General features: G+C 61.5%; 17 protein-coding genes and 1 pseudogene. 4 read left to right on the forward strand and 14 right to left on the reverse strand.

Annotated features, from left to right (window positions below; all coding sequences use genetic code 11):
• Positions 1–89: 89 nt before the first annotated feature.
• Positions 90–548 (forward strand): MarR family transcriptional regulator, encoded by a 459-nt coding sequence (locus tag AF71_RS16810; protein WP_246733717.1) that lies wholly within the window; start codon positions 90–92, stop codon positions 546–548.
• A gap of 139 nt (positions 549–687) precedes the next feature.
• Here the strand turns inward: AF71_RS16810 and AF71_RS16815 are convergent, their stop codons facing one another.
• Entirely contained in the window at positions 688–1,629 is a 942-nt protein-coding gene (locus AF71_RS16815; protein ID WP_018857254.1) for an alpha/beta hydrolase, read from the reverse strand.
• 392 nt (positions 1,630–2,021) lie between these two features.
• On the opposite strand from AF71_RS16815, the gene AF71_RS16820 reads away from it, so the two are divergent.
• Together AF71_RS16820 and AF71_RS16825 are read left to right on the forward strand one after the other, a co-directional pair.
• A complete protein-coding gene (locus tag AF71_RS16820) occupies positions 2,022–2,417 on the forward strand; it encodes a cupin domain-containing protein (protein ID WP_018857255.1) in 396 nt (131 codons plus the stop codon).
• A 24-nt stretch (positions 2,418–2,441) separates the two neighbouring features.
• The gene (locus tag AF71_RS16825; RefSeq protein ID WP_169682235.1) at positions 2,442–3,758 is read left to right on the forward strand and encodes an epoxide hydrolase family protein; all 1,317 of its coding nucleotides are present in this window, start codon (positions 2,442–2,444) and stop codon (positions 3,756–3,758) included.
• 59 nt (positions 3,759–3,817) lie between these two features.
• Here AF71_RS16825 and AF71_RS31340 read toward each other — a convergent pair.
• From AF71_RS31340 to AF71_RS16870, 10 genes and pseudogenes are all read right to left on the reverse strand, one after another.
• A pseudogene (locus tag AF71_RS31340) lies at positions 3,818–4,056 on the reverse strand (LysR family transcriptional regulator); the annotation flags it as partial.
• Between the two features lie 70 nt (positions 4,057–4,126).
• Positions 4,127–4,897 carry an ABC transporter ATP-binding protein gene (locus AF71_RS16830; protein WP_018857258.1) on the reverse strand — a complete coding sequence of 257 codons (771 nt, stop codon included), beginning with the start codon at positions 4,895–4,897 and terminating at the stop codon, positions 4,127–4,129.
• A 12-nt stretch (positions 4,898–4,909) separates the two neighbouring features.
• Complete coding sequence (locus AF71_RS16835) at positions 4,910–5,914, reverse strand: ABC transporter substrate-binding protein (RefSeq protein WP_169682237.1); 1,005 nt, start codon at positions 5,912–5,914, stop codon at positions 4,910–4,912.
• 50 nt (positions 5,915–5,964) lie between these two features.
• On the reverse strand, positions 5,965–6,810 hold the full coding sequence (locus tag AF71_RS16840) for an ABC transporter permease (protein ID WP_018857260.1): 846 nt from the start codon (positions 6,808–6,810) through the stop codon (positions 5,965–5,967).
• Between the two features lie 26 nt (positions 6,811–6,836).
• A complete protein-coding gene (locus AF71_RS16845; RefSeq protein WP_018857261.1) occupies positions 6,837–8,183 on the reverse strand; it encodes an LLM class flavin-dependent oxidoreductase in 1,347 nt (448 codons plus the stop codon).
• A gap of 402 nt (positions 8,184–8,585) precedes the next feature.
• Positions 8,586–9,368, reverse strand: a complete 783-nt coding sequence (locus AF71_RS16850; RefSeq protein ID WP_018857262.1) for an ABC transporter ATP-binding protein — start codon at positions 9,366–9,368, stop codon at positions 8,586–8,588.
• A 1-nt stretch (position 9,369) separates the two neighbouring features.
• Positions 9,370–10,230: an ABC transporter permease gene (locus tag AF71_RS16855; protein ID WP_018117153.1), complete on the reverse strand. Its 861-nt coding sequence runs from the start codon at positions 10,228–10,230 to the stop codon at positions 9,370–9,372.
• 25 nt (positions 10,231–10,255) lie between these two features.
• Positions 10,256–11,272 (reverse strand): ABC transporter substrate-binding protein, encoded by a 1,017-nt coding sequence (locus AF71_RS16860; RefSeq protein ID WP_018857263.1) that lies wholly within the window; start codon positions 11,270–11,272, stop codon positions 10,256–10,258.
• Positions 11,273–11,340: 68 nt separating this feature from the next.
• Entirely contained in the window at positions 11,341–12,675 is a 1,335-nt protein-coding gene (hisD, locus tag AF71_RS16865; protein ID WP_018857264.1) for a histidinol dehydrogenase, read from the reverse strand.
• A 360-nt stretch (positions 12,676–13,035) separates the two neighbouring features.
• Positions 13,036–13,806, reverse strand: coding sequence for a glucose 1-dehydrogenase (locus AF71_RS16870; protein ID WP_018117156.1), 771 nt, complete (start codon positions 13,804–13,806; stop codon positions 13,036–13,038).
• A 217-nt stretch (positions 13,807–14,023) separates the two neighbouring features.
• Here AF71_RS16870 and AF71_RS16875 point away from each other — a divergent pair, with 217 nt between their 5' ends.
• Complete coding sequence (locus AF71_RS16875) at positions 14,024–14,506, forward strand: BON domain-containing protein (protein WP_018857266.1); 483 nt, start codon at positions 14,024–14,026, stop codon at positions 14,504–14,506.
• A 121-nt stretch (positions 14,507–14,627) separates the two neighbouring features.
• Here AF71_RS16875 and AF71_RS16880 read toward each other — a convergent pair whose 3' ends face one another.
• Genes AF71_RS16880 through AF71_RS16890 form a run of 3 tightly spaced genes read right to left on the reverse strand, consistent with a single transcriptional unit; the run spans position 14,628 to position 17,539 of the window.
• A complete protein-coding gene (locus tag AF71_RS16880; RefSeq protein ID WP_113471484.1) occupies positions 14,628–15,560 on the reverse strand; it encodes a dihydrodipicolinate synthase family protein in 933 nt (310 codons plus the stop codon).
• A complete protein-coding gene (locus tag AF71_RS16885; RefSeq protein ID WP_018117159.1) occupies positions 15,557–16,525 on the reverse strand; it encodes an ABC transporter ATP-binding protein in 969 nt (322 codons plus the stop codon). The genes AF71_RS16880 and AF71_RS16885 overlap by 4 nt, the downstream gene beginning before the upstream one ends.
• A complete protein-coding gene (locus AF71_RS16890; protein ID WP_169682240.1) occupies positions 16,526–17,539 on the reverse strand; it encodes an ABC transporter ATP-binding protein in 1,014 nt (337 codons plus the stop codon).
• Between the last annotated feature and the right edge of the window lie 3 nt (positions 17,540–17,542).

Genomic DNA, 17,542 nt, shown 5'->3' on the forward strand with positions numbered 1-17,542 from the left:
ATGGACATGTCGACAAAGCAGCTCAATTGACGAAATGTTGCATATGCACTACAAAACGAGATCCGATTGAATGCTGGGGCGAGATGGCCATGGATCGACGTGATTCCAACTCTGATATCGTCAGCGAGGTCGTATCCCGGTGCTTGATGACGAGGAGCAGGCGCATCTCCCGGGTGATTACAAACATCTATGATCAGGAATTGCGTGACTACGGCCTCAATGCATCGCAGTTCTCGATGTTGATCATGATTGCAAAACTGGGTGGTGCTAGCCGCGCCGAGATCGGCCGCGCAAACTTTCAGGATCGGACGACCTTGACCCGCAGTCTTGCACCGCTTCTTGCAGAAGGTTGGATCGAAGAGCTTCCGACGGATGGCGGCCGCAGTAGACCGGTCGTCATTTCGGATTCTGGAAAAAAGCTCCTCAATGACGCCGCGCCTGCCTGGCGCGAGGCGCAGCGGAAAGCCAGCCAGCTCGTTGGCGATGTTGGTGCAAAAGCCATCATTGGCGTTGCCGAGAGTCTTCCGAGAGTAGACGAGCAGAAGTGAAGACGATCTCGGCGCCTCGGTTCCTTAACTTTCTCAACGTGAAGCAAAGCCTCGGCGACGCCGTTGATCCCAGTCCTGCACGATAGCCTTTGCGCTCATCGGGCAGGGCCGTTGTCTTACAGACCACGCTTCGTCGGCGCTACTTCGCCGCCCGTATTTCAGCGACAGTATTCTGAGGTTTCTGGAGGTGCGGGTAGTGGCCGATACCCGGCAAAACAGTCATGGGCGCACCGGTTCGCCGCGCAAATTCCTCTCCCATCTCTTTCTTGATGTAGAGGTCCTTTTCGCCCCAGACGAGTTTGACGGGAGTCTTGAGTTCACCGAGGTGCTCTTCGAGATAGTCCTGGTCGCGCGTGAAGTGCGAGTAGTATTGGTAGAACGCGTCAGCGGACGTGATGTCGCCGTGCCCCCATCCCTCCGTCATGTCCTTCAGCACCTCGGCCGGAAGGTCGAACTGTTCCTCGGGTGGCAGGCCGCGGCGATAGGCGTTTGCGAGGATTTCCGCGCTCGTCCCGTTCATGTGGATACGGGTTTTGGATGCCGCCGGCTCGCTCTTGAGGTTCTGGAGGCTCTTGTACATGTATTCGGGCCTGTTGAACGGAGCGAAGTCTCCGACGACGATGTTCTTGGCGATATCAGGTTCCTCAATCGCTGCCAGCAATGCGGGAAGCGATCCGATATCGGTCGCGTAAATTGTCAGCCTTGAGCGATCGACATGCGCAGACTTGATGTAGGCTCTCAGAATGTCGGCATAGTCTCGTGGCGAATACGAGAACGTCGCGACTGCGGGTCGCGATGACATTCCGTAGCCTGGCCAATCGATAGCATGGACTTCGTAGTCCCGCGCAAGTGCGTTCGCGATATCCTTCCAGACGAGTAGCGTCTCCGGAAATCCGTGGAGGAAGAGAACAGTCCCCTTAGGCGCGGCGCTGTGGGCGACCATGCGTCGAAGCGTGATGTCGGGGGCTACCTCTATGTATCCGATCTCGGCATGGATGCTGCTGGGAGAAGCGCCGGCTGAACCAGCCGATGCCGCGCTCAGCATGAGCGAGGAAAGGAGGGGTATCGAGTGTTTCAACATTTCAAGGCTCCTTCGTGTGTTGTTGCTCGCCTCTGGAGGCGACGATAGTGATTGCGGAAGCTTGGCGAGACCGTCGCCAACCAGTTCCGTACCAATTTGCCTGTATGTTGCGTACGCAACAGAATGTTTGTTCTAGAATGATGATATTGTACAGGAGAGACCGTTGGGCTCATTCCCTGTAAGGCATAATGATGCATATGCAACATATCGTCAAGCCACGCAGAATCTGCGGCGGACGATTTTGTATTGCATTGTATCCAGACCCTCGGTTGGCTTGGTTCCGATACATTTGCGACCGGCATCAGAAATATCCGGGATACCGAACGGTCCGATTTTGGCTCGGAAGCATGGGGCATTGGTTGCGCCTGCTAGTGCCAACGAAGGAGCAATCCATGAACGCACGGTTTATCGTCTCCGCGGCTCTTGTCGCTGCCGCCGTCATCTACCAGCCCGCGCAGGCCCAGCAGCCCGAAATTCAGCGGACCGATCTGGTGAAGGAGGACATCAGCGTCGCCGGCAAGGAAGTCGTCCAGGTGCGCGTCGACTTCAATCCCGGCGCTTTCGCAGTGAATCATAGACATCCTGGCGAGGAAGTTGCCTACGTTCTCGAAGGGACACTCGAATACAAGCTAGAGGGCAGGGAAGCCCTGACGCTCAAAGCTGGCGAGACCCTGTTCATCCCCGATGGCGTTGTCCATTCCGCGCGCAACGTCGGCGAAGGCAAGGCTTCGGAATTGGCGACATACATCGTCACCAAGAATGCGAAGCTCCTTGAGACCGTGAAATAGTCCGACAAAGGAGGAGGATACGTCATGACAGCAAGTGCCAAGGTAGAAGCCATCGACCTTTCTCGTCGGACGCTGTTGTTCGGGGGAACGGCTATCGCCCTGTCGACCGCGGTGTTGCCGTCGCTTGCGAAAGCGGCAGAAACCAGAATGGCGAAACCGGGCTGGAACGGCGAAATTCGCCCTTTCAAGGCCGAGGTTCCTGAAGCGGAATTGATTGACCTGCGGCGGCGGCTCGCCGCCACGCGCTGGCCTGACGGTGAGACCGTCACAGATCGATCCCAAGGCGTCCAGCCGGAAAAGCTGCGCGGTCTCGTCGAATACTGGCAGACCGGCTACGACTGGCGCAACGCCGAGAGGAGGCTGAATGCCTTTCCGCAGTTCCTGACGAACATCGACGGGCTTGATATTCATTTCATTCACGTGCGTTCCCCGCACGAGAACGCGCTGCCGTTGATCATGACGCATGGTTGGCCGGGCTCAGTGTTCGAACTCCTCAATGTGATTGGCCCGCTAACCGATCCAACGACGCACGGAGGCAAGGCCGAAGACGCCTTCCACCTCGTGCTGCCGTCCATCCCGGGCTTCGGTTTTTCGGAGAAGCCGAACACGACCGGATGGAACCCCCAGCGCATCGCGAGCGCTTGGGACGTGCTCATGAAGCGTCTAGGTTACAAAAGCTACGTCTCCCAAGGCGGTGACTGGGGCGCGATCATTTCCGATGCCCTTGGCCGGCGGGCACCGGAAGGCCTACTCGGCATTCACGTCAACCGGATCGAGCGGGGCACCACCTTTCCGCCGGACGCTGCCCAGGCGCTCAAGAACGGCGCCCCGGCCCCCGCGACTCTTTCTCCCGACGAGAAGAAGATCTTCGACGATGCCAGGGATTTTCTGAATAATGGCTTCGGGTACGCCGCCATCATGAATACGCGTCCGGAAACTGTCGGTTACGGTATTGCGGACTCTCCAGTCGGCCTAGCTGCCTGGCTCTATGACAAGATCGCAGACTGGGTCTTCACGCGCGGTGAACCTGAAAAGGCTCTGACAAAGGACATGATCCTCGACAACATCACCCTCTACTGGCTGACGAACACCGGGCCTTCGAGCGGACGCATCTACTGGGAGAACACGGTCTCAGGCGTGAAGCTTACGGCGATTCAGGTGCCCGTCGGCGTGACTGTTTTCCCCGGCGAGGTCTACAAGCCCCCGAAGGAATGGCTCTCCCGCGCCTATCCCAAGCTGGTCTACTATAACCGCGCCTCGAAGGGAGGCCACTTCGCCGCCTGGGAGGAACCGAAACTGTTCAGCGAAGAGATCAGGGCGGCATTTCGGAGTTTGCGATAAGGTGTTGTCGATCGTTGAGGGACGCCGTCGCGGAATAGAACGGCCGGCACCCGCCTTCATCAATGTTTGACGAGGTCCTCCGACCGCGCGATCTTGAAGAAGGCGTTGACTGGCTTGGCTCCGGTTCGCTCCTTGAGACAGATCAGGGCCTCGTCCATAAGCATGTCGTCGGCCCCCACGATTTCCAAAGGAACAAAGCATCGGCCCCGTCCAAACTCGGCCCGGGAAACAAACCAACACAGCCGCCGGCCGCAACGATCTCGCGAACAGCCTCCCGACCCTCGGCCTCGATCGTGGGCGGACGGCGTTCGCCGCACGGTCGCTGATCTGCTGGATAACGTTCTTCTGTTTGTGTTCCAGGCCCGCGGTCAGTGCAGCCCGAACTCGTTCAAGAGTTGCTCGCGGAACTTGACGAAACGCGCCTCGCTCCGGTTACGTGGGCGTGGCAGGTCGATGTCGATCTCGCGTGTGCGGCCGCCTTTCTCCTTGGCGAGAATGAGGACCCGGTCGGCAAGGTAGACGGCCTCCTCGAGATCGTGGGTTACCAGGATCATGGTGACCTTTTCCTCCCGCCAGATGCGCGCCAGCTCTTCCTGCATCGTGATCTTGGTCATGGCATCAAGCGCGCCGAAGGGCTCGTCGAGAAGCAGAATTTCCGGTTTCACCGCTAGCGCCCTTGCGATGCCGACACGCTGCGCCATGCCTCCCGAGAGCTGGGCCGGCAGCGCCTCGGTGAAATCGCCGAGACCGACGAGTTCCACGTAGTGTCGGGCGCGATCCCGAGCCTCTGCTTTTCGCAATCCGCGGTTTTCCAGCGGAAAGGCGACGTTGTCGAGCACGCTCAGCCAAGGGAGAAGCCGTGGCTCCTGAAAGATCACGGCACGATCGGTGCCCACACCATGGACCGGCTGACCGTCGATCAATACCTCGCCTCGGTCGGCCTCTTCGAGGCCGGCGAGAACCCTGAGCAGGGTCGTCTTGCCGGAGCCAGAGGCTCCGACAATAGCCAGACTCTCACCGGCGCGAATCTGGTTATTGACCGCTTGGAGCACATTGAGATGGCGCCCGTTGATCGAGAAGGATTTGGAAAGGTTCCGGATCGTCACCTCTCCACGCGTGGCAAGTTCAGCGAGTGCCATCTGTCTGCTTCCTCAATTCGCGGCGACGGCGAAGTTCGCCGGATCGTAAAGAATATCCTCGGCCTTCAGCTGTCCCGGCTGCAGGACGCCGCCGCGGGCGAGGATGTTGATCCAGAATTGCAAGTCGCGTGGAACGGCCTTGCCGCCCTCGCGCACGCCGTAACCGGTGAAATACTGCGCGATATCAGGGTTCTCGTTGCGCGAGGCAAGAACCTTGGCGATGACAGCTTTCGTTTCCTCGGGATGGAGGCGGGCATATTCGAGCGCGGCCTGCGACTTCTCGACGAAGGTCTTGGCGGCGGCCGGATGCTGCTTGATCCAGTCGCGGCGCAGCACGACAAAGCCGCCGGCGATTTCGCCGAGAACATCCGTGTCACCGAAAACCTTCTGAAGGGGGCCGTTCTTCAGGGCGGCGCCTTCAAAAGTCTTCTGCCAATAGCCGAAAGCCGAAATGTCGACCTGCTTTGAGCGCAGGACCTGTTCCAGCTGCGGGCCGGGCACGACCACGAGCTTGGCGGCGTTTTCCGGCAGGCCGACGGAGTGGAGCGCCTCGCGTACGGTATAGTCGAGGTGGGCGCCAAGCGTGTTGACAGCGATCGTCTTGCCGGCGAGATCCTTGATGGATTTGATCGGGTTGCCTTCAAGCGTGTAGAAAATGCTCTCGGTGGTCTTGTTGATGCCGTTCGACGCATAGGCGGCGACGAAATCATTGCCGCCAGCAATCGAGTTCAGGACGGCGGCCGTCGCCGCGCTGCCGAGTTCGACGTCGCCGGAAGCCAGCGCGAAGAGCGAGGCAGGCCCGCCCTGGGCATAGCCGACATTCTTGAAGGTGATGCCCGTATCCTTGAAATAGCCGAGTGCTTCGGCAAGCTCGTGACCGGAAAGGCCGCCTTGGCTTGCGAGATAGCGAATGGTGACCTGCTCGGGCTCGGCTGCGAAGACGGTGCCAGCCGTGCCCGCGAGGAGAAGGCTAGCGGCGGCGGCCATGCGGCCGAAGGAGCGACGGGAAATCTGCATGTTAGTCTCCGTGGAAAGTTTGGAGTGGAAGGGCTGAGATATGCGGATGATCAGTTCTTGACCTTGGACCAGCGGCAGAGCCGGGCCTGCAGGGTCTCCAGAATGAAATTCGCCGACAGACCGAGGAGGGCGAGCAAAAGGATGGCGGCGAACATCAATGGAATCTGGAAGTTGTATTGGGCGTTCATCACCTGAAAGCCGATGCCGGAATTGGCGCCGATCATTTCGGCGGCGATGAGCAGCAGAAGTGCGGTCGTGGCGCTGAGTCGAAGGCCCACGAAGATTTGCGGCAGGGCCGCCGGCAAAACCACACGGCGGAAGACGGTGAGCGGCTTGGTGCCATAGACGCGTGCCATCTCGATCAACTTCGGATCCACCTGCTTCACGCCGCCGATGGTGGCGAGCAGGATCGGGAAGAGCGTCGCCCAGAAGATCACGAAGATCTTCGAGGTTTCGCCGAGACCGAGCAGCAGGATGAAGACCGGATAAAGCGCGAGCGCCGAGGTCTGGCGGAACAGTTGCAGGATGGGATCGAGGCTGCGCTCGATGATCCGGATATGCCCCATGAACAGGCCGAGCGGAATGCCGACGCCGACTGCCGCGCCAAAGGCTGTGCCCGCGCGCTGCAGGCTGATGAGAATGTCGCCGGAGAAGGTGCCGACGGTAACGCCGTTCCAGAGGGCCCGCAAAATCGCGCCCAGCGGCGGCAACACAGCCGGATTGGTCCAGCCGAGCGACGGTGCGATCTCCCAAAAGAGCGCAAAGACAATCAGCAGACCATAGCGCGACAGGAAATTGCGCAAGAATGCCAGGGCCTCCCGCACCGGCTTCTGCCGCCAGAAAGAGGTGATGTTATAGCTCTGCAGGGCGATCTGCTGTTCCGTATCCAGGGCCATGGCCAGTGCTCCTTTTGCGGTTTCGCTTATTCGGCGGCTTCGGTGTAGGCGGCACTCCACCTCGTGTGGGGAAATGGCAGCCCGAGATTTTCGCGCAGCGTCTTGCCTTCATAAGCAGTCCGGAACAGCCCGCGGCGCTGCAGTTCGGGAATGACGAGATCCACGAAATCGTTGAGGCCGGTAGGCAGCCAGGGCGGCAGGATATTGAAGCCGTCCGCAGCCTCGTTCTCGAACCATTCCTGCAGCGTATCGGCGACTTGTTCGGCCGAGCCGACGATCGTGAAATGGCCGCGCGCGGACGCGATCCATTGATAGAGCTGGCGAATAGAAAAATCGTTGTCGTCCGCGATGCGGCGGATCAGCTCCTGCCGGCTCTTCATCCCCTCTGTCGGCGGCGCCAGCGGCAGCGGACCATCGAGATCGCAGCCGGCAAGGTCGAGTTCGCCACCGGTCAGCGCGTTGATCAGCGCCAGTCCGTCCTCCTCCACAATCAGGCTCGTCAGTCGCTCGTATTTTTCACGCGCCTCGGCCTCTGTCCGGCCGACGAAAGGCGAGACACCAGGCATGATCAGGACATGGGACGGATCGCGGCCGAAGGCGCGGGCACGGTTCTTGACATCCCGGTAGAATTCCCGCGCGCTTTCGAGCTTCTGATGTGCCGTGAAGATGACTTCGGCGGTCGCCGCCGCAAGTCCGCGCCCGTCATCGGATTGTCCGGCCTGCACGATCACCGGATGTCCCTGTTGCGAACGCGGAACATTGAGCGGCCCCTCGACGGAAAAGTGCTCGCCGCGATGATTGGTGCGATGCACCTTGTCAACATCGAAATAGACACCGCTTTCGCGGTCGCGGATAAAGGCGTCATCCTCGAAACTTTCCCAAAGCTTCTTCACCACCGCGAGATGCTCTTCGGCCCGGCGGTAGCGTGCGGCATGAGGGATTTGCTTGTCGAGGTTGAAATTCCGTGCCGCGGCTTCGGTTGCGGTGGTCACCACGTTCCATCCGGCGCGCCCGCCGGAGATCAGGTCGAGCGAAGCGAATTTGCGGGCGACCGAATAGGGTTCCTCGTAAGTGGTTGACGCCGTCGCTATGAAACCGAGATTTTCGGTGAAGGGCGCCAGGGCTGAAAACAGCGTGACGGGCTCGAACCCGGCTACCTTTGCATTGCCGCCTTCGATGCCGCCGCCGAAAGCCACCGCCAGCCCGTCCGCCAGGAAATAGGCATCGAAAAGACCACGTTCGGCCGCCTGCGCAAGCTCGATGTGAAACTTCAGGCTCGTCGCCCCGTCGAGCGGCTGATCCGGATGACGCCAGGACGCAATGTGCTGCCCGCCACCGGGAAGGAATGCACCAAGCTTGATCTGTCGCGTCATTTTCAATCTCCCGTTGCTGCTTCACGCTGCTGCCGGACGGGCAGGCGGGCAAGTCGGGAAAGACTGGCACATAGTATATAGATTACATAGATTTTATTTTTTCGTGTGTGCGGTCATAGGGTGAAAGATTTTTCCTCGGAAGGCTCCCTGCAATGGTTTTCCACTACCACGCGCTCCTGCCGTCAGACGAGAAGTTGGAAGGAGGCAGTTGTCTCGCATTGCGCTGACACGTCGCCGACATTGATCGGTCGCCGATTAGGCGAAGACGCCGAGAGGTCTGGAACCGATACGCCGCGCCAAAGAGGGTTCATCGGCGATTGGAGCCGCGCGGGTAAGGACGGCGGGCCCTGACCCTGCTGGTTCGTCCCCCGTCCGATGCTCGACAAAGCACCGCGAACGAGATCAGTGGCCGTCGTCCTGTTGTGATCCGGCGCGGATGGCGGCGAGCACGTCCTTCTGCAGGGCGATGAAGTCCGGCGTGGCGATCATGTCCTGATGCCGTGGCCGGGCGAGGCCGACGTGGAAGGTCGCGTTGATGCGGCCGGGATTGATGCTCATGGCGACGATCCGGTCCGAAAGGTAGACGGCCTCCTCGACGTCGTGGGTGACGAAGAGCACGGTCAGGCGGTGCTCTTCCCAGATCTGGGTCAGAAGCTCCTGCATCTGGTGGCGGGTGAGGGCATCGAGTGCGCCGAACGGCTCGTCCATCAGCAGCATCTTGGGCCGATAAGACAAGGCCCTAGCGATCGCCACGCGCTGCTTCATGCCGCCGGAGAGTTCGGAGGGAAAGCTGTCGGCGAAGCGACCGAGTTTCACCAACTCGATATGGTGGCGCGCGACGTCGCGGCACTCCGCACCCGTGAGCCCCGCGGCGCTCAGCGCGAATTCCACGTTCTGCTGCGCCGTCAGCCAGGGCAGAAGCGTATAGGATTGGAAGACGACCCCGCGGTCGAGGCCCGGTCCGACGATCGGCACCCCGTCCGTCAGGAGCACGCCGTCGTCGAAGCCCTGCAGGCCCGCGACGATCGACAGGAGCGTGCTCTTGCCGCAGCCGGACGCGCCAACCAGTGAGACGAATTCGTTATCGGCCAGTTCCAGGTCGATGTCGCTCAGTGCGTGCATGCGGTTCTTCTTCGAACCGTACCACTTGTTGAGGGACTGTAGCTTCAGTTTCGGCTCGCTCATCTCAATGCCTCGACGCATAACGGAAGAGGACGCGCTCCAGCGCCTTCATGCTCTGGTCGGTGATCAGGCCGAGCACGCCAAGCAGAAGGATGTAGCCGATGATCGTCTGCGTCTGGAAATAGCGTTGCGAGACGACGATGCGGTATCCCAGCCCCGACGTGGCGGCGACCAGTTCCGCGAGCACCAGCCAGGTCCAAGCCCAGCCGAGGCTGATGCGCAGCGTATCCCAGATGCCGGGCAGCGACGAGGGCAGCACGATGCGTGTCAGAATGCGCGTTTCCGAGAGGCCGAGCGTGCGCCCGAGCCCGACGAAATCGGGCGGCACGCGCTTGACGCAGTCCATCACCATCAGCACCTGCTGGAAGAAGGTGCCGATCCAGATGATCACGAATTTCTGAATATCGCCGGTGCCGGCCCACAGGATGGTCAGCGGCACGAAGGCTACGACCGGCATGTAGCGCACGAAATCGACGAAGGGTTCGATCGCCGCTTCCCAGGTCTTGAAGCAGCCGATCATGATGCCGATCGGAATCGCCATCGCCGAGGCGAGCGCGAAGCCGACCGCCATACGGTAAAGGCTGACGCCGGCGTCGCTTAAGAGCGTACCGTCCAGCGCCAGTTCCACCATCTTGGAAAGAACAGCGCCAGGGTGCGGCAGGAAGATCGGCTTGACCCAGCCCGTCCCCGTCGCCGCCCACCACAACGCAAAGAGCAGCACAAAGACGCAGACTGCAATCGCCACGAACGCGTGCGCGCCGAGCGGATCGCCGATGCGGAAGGCGCTCGGCGGTCGGCCGACGCCCGCGCGCGGTTGCGCTCGGGAGCCGCCCTTGGATGTGGAGGAGGCTTCGGGAGCAGACATGGCTTATCCGTTTCTTGAAGCGCCGCTACTTGTTGGCAGCGTCGACGAAGGAGGGATCAATGATCTTCTCGGCCGATACGTCGGCGGTCAGAATGCCAGCCTGCTTGGCCGCCTTGAGCACGTCGCCGAAGGTCCTGCTGGTGAAGTCGCCGGCAAAGGCCTTTGCTGCTTCAGCGGTCGAGTAATACTGCACGCCGTCGAAGGCGGTCGCGAGATCTTCCGGCGAGGCGCCGACTGCCTTGGCGATGATCGTCCGGTCTTCCGCCGTGTTGGCCTTGTAGTCGGCGAGCGCGGCGTCCCAGGCCTTCAGCATCGCCAGCACTTGGCCTGGCTTCGACTTCAGCACTTCCTCGCGCACCACGAAGACGTCCGAGACGAGGCCCGGATCCTTGCCGGCCTCGAAGAGCATCTTGATGTTCTTGTCCTGGGCGCGGGCGGCGGAGATATAGGGCTCGTAGGTGACGGCAACGGGGACGCGGCCGGCAATCAGCGCCGAGCCCGCATCGGCGGCCGGCATCGGCACGCGGGTGATGTCATCGATGGTGAGGCCGTGGCTGGCCAGCGCGTAGTTGAGGAGGATGTCGCTCGTCGTTCCTTCTTCGAAGGCGATGTTCTTGCCCTTCAGGTCTTCCACGCTCTTGATGTCACCGCCGGCGAGGATCGCGTCGGCCGAGAGGCTGAAATCGAGGAGCGAGACGATCTTGACAGGCAGGCCTGCGGCGACCATCGCCATGGCGGTGTGGGTGGCGATGTTGGCCGCATCAAGCTGGCCGCTCGCCAGCGCTGCGTTGATGTCCTTGTCCTCGGTGAAATTGACGATCTGGACGTCTTCGAGGTTCTGCTTCTTGAAGAGATCCTTGGCGGCTGCCACGTGCCACTGGCCGTAGCCGAGCCAGGGCTCGATGCCGAGCTTGAAGCTGCCCGCCTCCGGCTTGGCTGGAATGTCGGCCGCACCGGCAGGCAGCGCCTGCGTCAGCAGCCCGACGAGGCCGACGGCGAAGGCGAGGCGAGAGAATTGGTGTCTGATGGATTGGTCTGTCATGGTTACCCTCTCTTTGTCCTTTGAGTTGTTGATTTAGGCATAATCGGCAACGCCACTGCTATCTATCTTCAGCGTTCGCCATCCCTTCGCAGATAGGCGTCGCGGACCGGCGAGACCGCGTGGGCATGCGAGGAGAAGCCCTCGTAGACGGCGAGCCGGTGGGCATGTTGGGCAAACTCAGGATATGCCGGCGCCGTGACGTAGCCGATCGAACTGCGCTTGACGAAATCGGTGACCGAGAGCGGCCCGAAGGTGCGCGCCCAGCGGCTCGTGGGCAACACGGCGTTCGGCCCCAGGCAGAAGTTGGCAATGCTGACAGGCGTGTGGAGGCCGAGCAGTATTTCGGCGGCCTCGGTGATATGGCCGAGATGGGCGAAGGCGTCGCGCGACAGGATTTCCAGGTGCTCGGGCGCGAAGGCGTTCACGACTTCGTAGCTCTCTTCGAGCGACGAAGTCAGCACGATGCCGCCGCAGGTGCCCGAGAGGACCGTCCGGGAAAAGGCGACGCGCTGTTCGGTCATCCGCGCCCAATGCTGCGGCAGGGCCGCGAGCGCCTCTTCCGCGACGCGGCGACTGTGGGTGACGAGATAGGCGGAGGAGTCCGGCCCATGCTCGGCCTCGATCAAGAGATCGAGTGCCGCAAGGCCGCCATGCACGGTATCGTCGGCGAAGATCATGGCTTCCGAGGGGCCGGCGGGCAGGCCGGTGTCGATGACGCCGGCAAGGCTGCGCTTGGCCGCGACCACCCAAGGGCTGCCGGGACCGACGATCTTGAGCGCCGGCTTGATCGTCTCCGTGCCGTAAGCGACGGCCGCAACCGCCTGTGCGCCGCCGACCTTGTAGACCGTTTCGACGCCGGCAAGGCGGGCGGCCACCAGCGTTGCCGCGTCCACCGTGCCATCAGGTGCCGGTGGCGTGACGATGGCAAGCTCGGGAACACCTGCGACCACGGCCGGCACCGAAGTCATCATCGTCACTGACGGAAACGAGCCCTTGCCGCGCGGCACGTAGAGTGCCACGGACCGGATCGGCGTAAACCGGTCACCGGCAAAGGCCCCGTTCCGGATTTCCTTCAGCGACATGGCCGGCGGCTTCTGCTCCTCGTGGAAGGAGCGGATGTTCTGGATGCTGAACTTGATAGAGTCGATGACAGCGTCATCGACGAGCTTGAAGGCGGCGTCGAACTCGGCTTCGCTGACCTTGATGCGATCCTCGGAGATGTCGGCCTTGTCGAGCTCCCGCCCGAAGCGCGCCACCGCGCGGTCGCCTTCAGCGCGCACCGCCTCAAGGATCGGCCGCACCTTTTCGATGAAACCAGAAATATCGGTCTCAGATCGGCGCAGGAGATTGGCTTTCGCCTCCGCACTCAGCTTGGCATAGTCGTAAAAGGAAACGTCGCTCATTGCAGGTGCCCTCGTTTGCGCCGGAAACGGCGCGGATAGTCCTCGCACGGTTTTGCGCTCATGCGGTCTCTGCGCTTCACCGTAGCCGTTATGTACGTACCTCTCGCCATCGGCGCCTTCAACGCCTTTTTCGCACAGCTGCGAGGTGTTCCATGATCGTCGCCGCAGCCGCCTTGCCCTTCGCACCGGTTTGGCCTCCACGGCACTAACATGCGAAAACACTTATGCAAAAGGCTGCTGCCGGCATTGCCAGGAAGGTAGTCCGATCCTGGGCGGCGGCGCCCGCTACTCATTAGCCGAGCAAGCCGCGTACCGGTTCAGATAGGGTCGGCCGTAGGGCTGAGTTCTGCGGAAGATCTCTCAGATTGACGCAAGGAAACCGCCGTCGACTGGAAGGCAGTGGCCGGTGATGTAGGCGGACGCGTCGCTGGCGAGGAAAATCACGGCGCCGCCGATGTCGGCGGCTTCGCCGAAGCGGCGTTGCGGGATCCGATCCAGCATGCGCGCCTGCCAGGCCTCGTCACGATAGAAGTCCTCCGTCATCGCGGTACGGAAATAACCGGGCGCGATCGCGTTGACGCGGATGTTCATTCCCGCCCACTCCGTGGCCAGCGCCCGCGTCATCCCGAGCAGTCCGGATTTCGATGCCCCGTAGGGCACCGCGGTCGGAATGCCGACGAAGGAAGTTAGTGAGCAGAGATTGACGATGCTGCCGCCCGAGACTTGCCGCGCCATCTGCCGGGCCGTCGCTTGTGCCCAGAAGAAGGAGCCCTTGAGGTTGGTGTCGATGATCCGGTCCCAGAGCTCGCCATGGACATCCAGCGACGGGGACACCTGCTCGACGCCGGCGTTGTTGACCAGAATGTCGATATGGCCGGCCGAATCCTCAAAGGCTGACAGGGTCGTTTCGATCGACGCGAGGTCGGTCACGTCCTGGGCCGCAATATAACAGCGCCTGCCGCGCGCCTCGATGCGCGCTCTGGTCTCAGCAAGGGCAGCTTCCTCGCGCGCCGTCACACACAGATCCGCGCCTGCATCGGAAAGCGCCAGCGCGATCGCCTGGCCGAGCCCACGGCTGGCACCGGTCACGACGGCGATACGGCCCTCAAGGCTGAAAGATGATACGGACATTGCTGCTCCCTTCGCAAACGGCGCTCTGCGTCGTCCGGCTCAACGCGCCGAAGCAGCCTGTGAAAACGGCGCCATGCAATCACCTTTTCGCCGCCATATCTAGTGCGATGCGATCAGCGTGCCATTGTGTCCCGCCGGCATTGAGCGCCGGACCCGGTCCTGAACAATCTCGGGACCGATGAGTTTCTTCAAGACAGCGCAACCGATGGAGATCATCATGCCCGGGAAGGACAAGGAACTGTCGCGTGAAGAAGACTATCGCGATCTCGAAGAGCGCAATATCGATGAAGGCTGGCCTTATGCCGATAAGGGGCCAAAAGGAGCCGCTTCGGCAAATCGCGCCTATGGTTCAGATGACTCCGGCCGAGACGACAATAGTGGCTTCCGGGTGGACGGTGTGGACGAGGATGGCAATGAGAATCCTCTCAAGGATTCGCTGCGCCCAGGTATGATCGATCGCGACGACAGCGGTGAACTGGAAGCGAAGGTGACTGAGAACCTCGAGAACATCCCTGACCTTGATATCGACAGTATTGACGTTCACGCGGACGGCCATACCGTGACCCTTGAGGGACAAGTCGAAACGATAGGAATGGCACGCAAGGTTGAACTCGCGGTACTCGCTGTCGATGGCGTGCGGCATGTCCGGAACAACATCGAGACAATAGCGGCTGACTCGCATATTCCGACTGACGATTGACGAAATGGCACGGCGAGATCCAGACGGTCGAGCGCTTGCGCTCTTCCGTCAGATACATTGGCGCCACAGTGCGTAGGGTCCGCGAAATCCGTCCGGTCCTTGAAGTTGGATCTTCGCATGCTCAACGGAAGAGTTCGGGCAACTCCGCTCGGGCGATCGCTCGGAGCCGGTCTGCCTCGGCTTTCTCGATGGAGCGGTATGGCCAGCGCAGCTCCGTTCCGACGGGGCCCCAGCCGCCGATTGCGCAGAGCAGTTTGTCGAGCGCGGCATTCGAATAGCCGTAAGTTTGGCGGAATGGAACGATGTGGCTGTCCATGAACGCGCAAATCCGCTTCTCGATGGCCAGCGCCGCGTCGATGTCTTCTGCCATCAAATCGGTCCACCACTGGGCGCCGCGCGGGCTGAGACAGGCCACGTTGGAAAAGGCGCCGGCGGCAACGCCGTGTTTCATGCCGGTCGCGAGGTGATGGCCGGGAATGAAAAGTGCGAACTCGTCAAGGTATTCGCGGGCAGCGGCATACCAAGCGGCATCGCCATCGGCGAGCTTGATGCCGACGACGGCAGGCAACGGGCGGCAGATGGCAGCCAGATCGCGCGGCGACAGTGCCCGCTTGGCATGTGGGGGATTGTAGAGGATCAGGGGGATTGCCTCTGCCTCATTCGCCGCGCGTTTCAGGAAATCGATTGCCTCAACATCCGTGACCGGCCACCAGTCCGGCAGAATGACCTGGATCGCCAGCGGCTTCAGAGCGGATGCGCGTGCAACACGCGACAGAGCGATGTGCGGATCGGGCTGGCAAGCGCCGATCACGAAGGGCATGCCGGCACTCGTGCAACGCTCCGCGAGGGTGATCTGGATCCTCTCGAACTCGGCGTCGGTCTGATTGTGGAACTCGCCAGCCGTACCGTTCGAATAGATGCCATCGACCCCCGCTTCGATCAGGATGTCGATCTCTTCGCCGAGTGCCGCGAAATCGATCGCGTCGTTCCCCATGAGCGGCAGGAGAAGGCTCGCCCAATTGCCGGCGATCGAATGTCGTCTCTGCGTCGTCAAGGCATGGCTCCCAAAGGTATGTCGTCGCGAATGCACGCCTTGAGATGCCCCGGCGCGACTTCCCGCAACTCCGGAACGGCCTGGCTGCAGGCTTCGATTGCGTGCGGACAGCGGGTGCGGAAAACACAGCCGCTCGGAGGATTGGCGGGGCTTGGAATTTCACCCCTCAGCACCTGCCGGTCGCGTTTGGCGCCGACATCCGTGGAGGGAATGGCGGAGAGAAGCGCGCGCGTATAGGGATGCTGCGGCCGGGCATAGAGATCGCTGCTCGTCGCGATTTCCATGATGCGACCGAGATAGAGGACGATCACCCGGTCACAGATGTACTCCACGACGGCCAGGTCGTGCGAGATGAACAGCATGGTCAGCCCGAGCCGCTGCTGCAGATCGCGCAGCAGGTTTATGACCTGCGCCTGAATGGAAACGTCGAGCGCCGACACCGGCTCGTCGGCGACAATCAGTTCCGGGGCCAGGGTCAGCGCTCGCGCAATGCCGATGCGCTGGCGCTGGCCGCCCGAGAACTCGTGCGCGTAGCGATTGATCGCTTCTGCCGGCAAGTCGACCTGTTCGAGAGCCACACGGGCGCGTTCGAGCCGTTCCTTGCGGGTTCCGATGCGCTGGATTTTCAGGCCCTCGGTCAGGATTTCACCGATGGTCATGCGCGGCGAGAGACTGGCGAAGGGATCCTGGAAGATATACTGCATGCGCGGACGCATGCGTCGCATCGCCGTGGATGAAAGGCCGGTCAGTTCGACGCCATCGAAGCGGACGTTGCCAGATGACGGCTCGACCAGGCGAAGGACAGAGCGGCCGATTGTCGTTTTTCCACTGCCGGATTCGCCGACGAGCCCTACGACTTCACCCTTACCGATGTCGAAGGAAATGTCCTTCAGGATTGTCAGCTGCGTACCGTGGGATGCGTAGCTTTTCGACAGGTCGCGAACGGAAAGCAAAGGCTCGGTCATCTAAATCTCCCGCCAGCGAATGCATCGGCTCTTATGAAGCGGTCCGACGGCTTCGAGTGCCGGAACCGCTTTCCCGCAGGCCTCGATTGCAAATTGGCAGCGCGGTGCGAAGGCGCAGCCGGAAGGCATGTTCATGAGGCTCGGAACGACACCGGGGATGGCCGCGAGCTTTTCGCCCGACTGTTTCATCCGGGTCGCATCGCCAGGCCGGGGCATCGAGGCGAGGAGGCCCTTCGTGTACGGGTGCTTTGGATTGTTGAAGACCTCGCCGACCGGGCCTTCCTCGACGATGCGGCCGGTATACATGACGGCGACGCGATGGGCGATCTGGGCGACGACGCCGAGATTGTGCGTGACGAACAGTATGGCCATGCCGCGCTCGCGCTGGAGCTTCAGCAACAGGTCCAGGATCTGCGCCTGGATCGTCACGTCAAGTGCGGTGGTCGGCTCATCCGCAATCAGCAAGGTTGGATCGCAGGCAAGCGCCATGGCGATCGTCGCACGTTGACGCATGCCGCCGGACAGCTCGTGCGGATACTGGCCAGCCCGACGTTTGGCGTCTGGAATCCCGACGCTCTCCAGCAGCGAAATCGCGTTGGCCATCGCGACTCTCCGGCTTGCTCCGCGATGAATGCGAATGGGCTCGGAGATCTGGTCGCCAATCGTACAGACGGGATTGAGACTGGACATCGGCTCCTGGAAGACCATGCCGATGTCGTCGCCGCGAATGTCGCGCATCTCGACTTCCGTCAGCGAAACCAGATTACACCCGGATCCGTCCTTTCGGCGCAGCCGGATGCTGCCTGCCGCTATCGACCCGATGTTGCGGGTCAGAAGTCGCATGACGGAAAGGCTGGTTACCGATTTGCCCGAACCCGATTCTCCCACCAAGGCCACGGTCTCTCCCGCGCCGACGGTCAGGTCGACGTCGTTGACAGCCGTGACATCGCCTCCGCGAATGCGGAAGATGGTCTTGAGGCCCTGAATGGCGAGGATCGGTTCGGTTGACTGCATGGA

Origin of the sequence: Rhizobium sp. 57MFTsu3.2 (genome assembly GCF_012932765.1) — a bacterium.
In the GTDB taxonomy this organism is placed as follows: Bacteria; Pseudomonadota; Alphaproteobacteria; order Rhizobiales; family Rhizobiaceae; genus Rhizobium; species Rhizobium altiplani.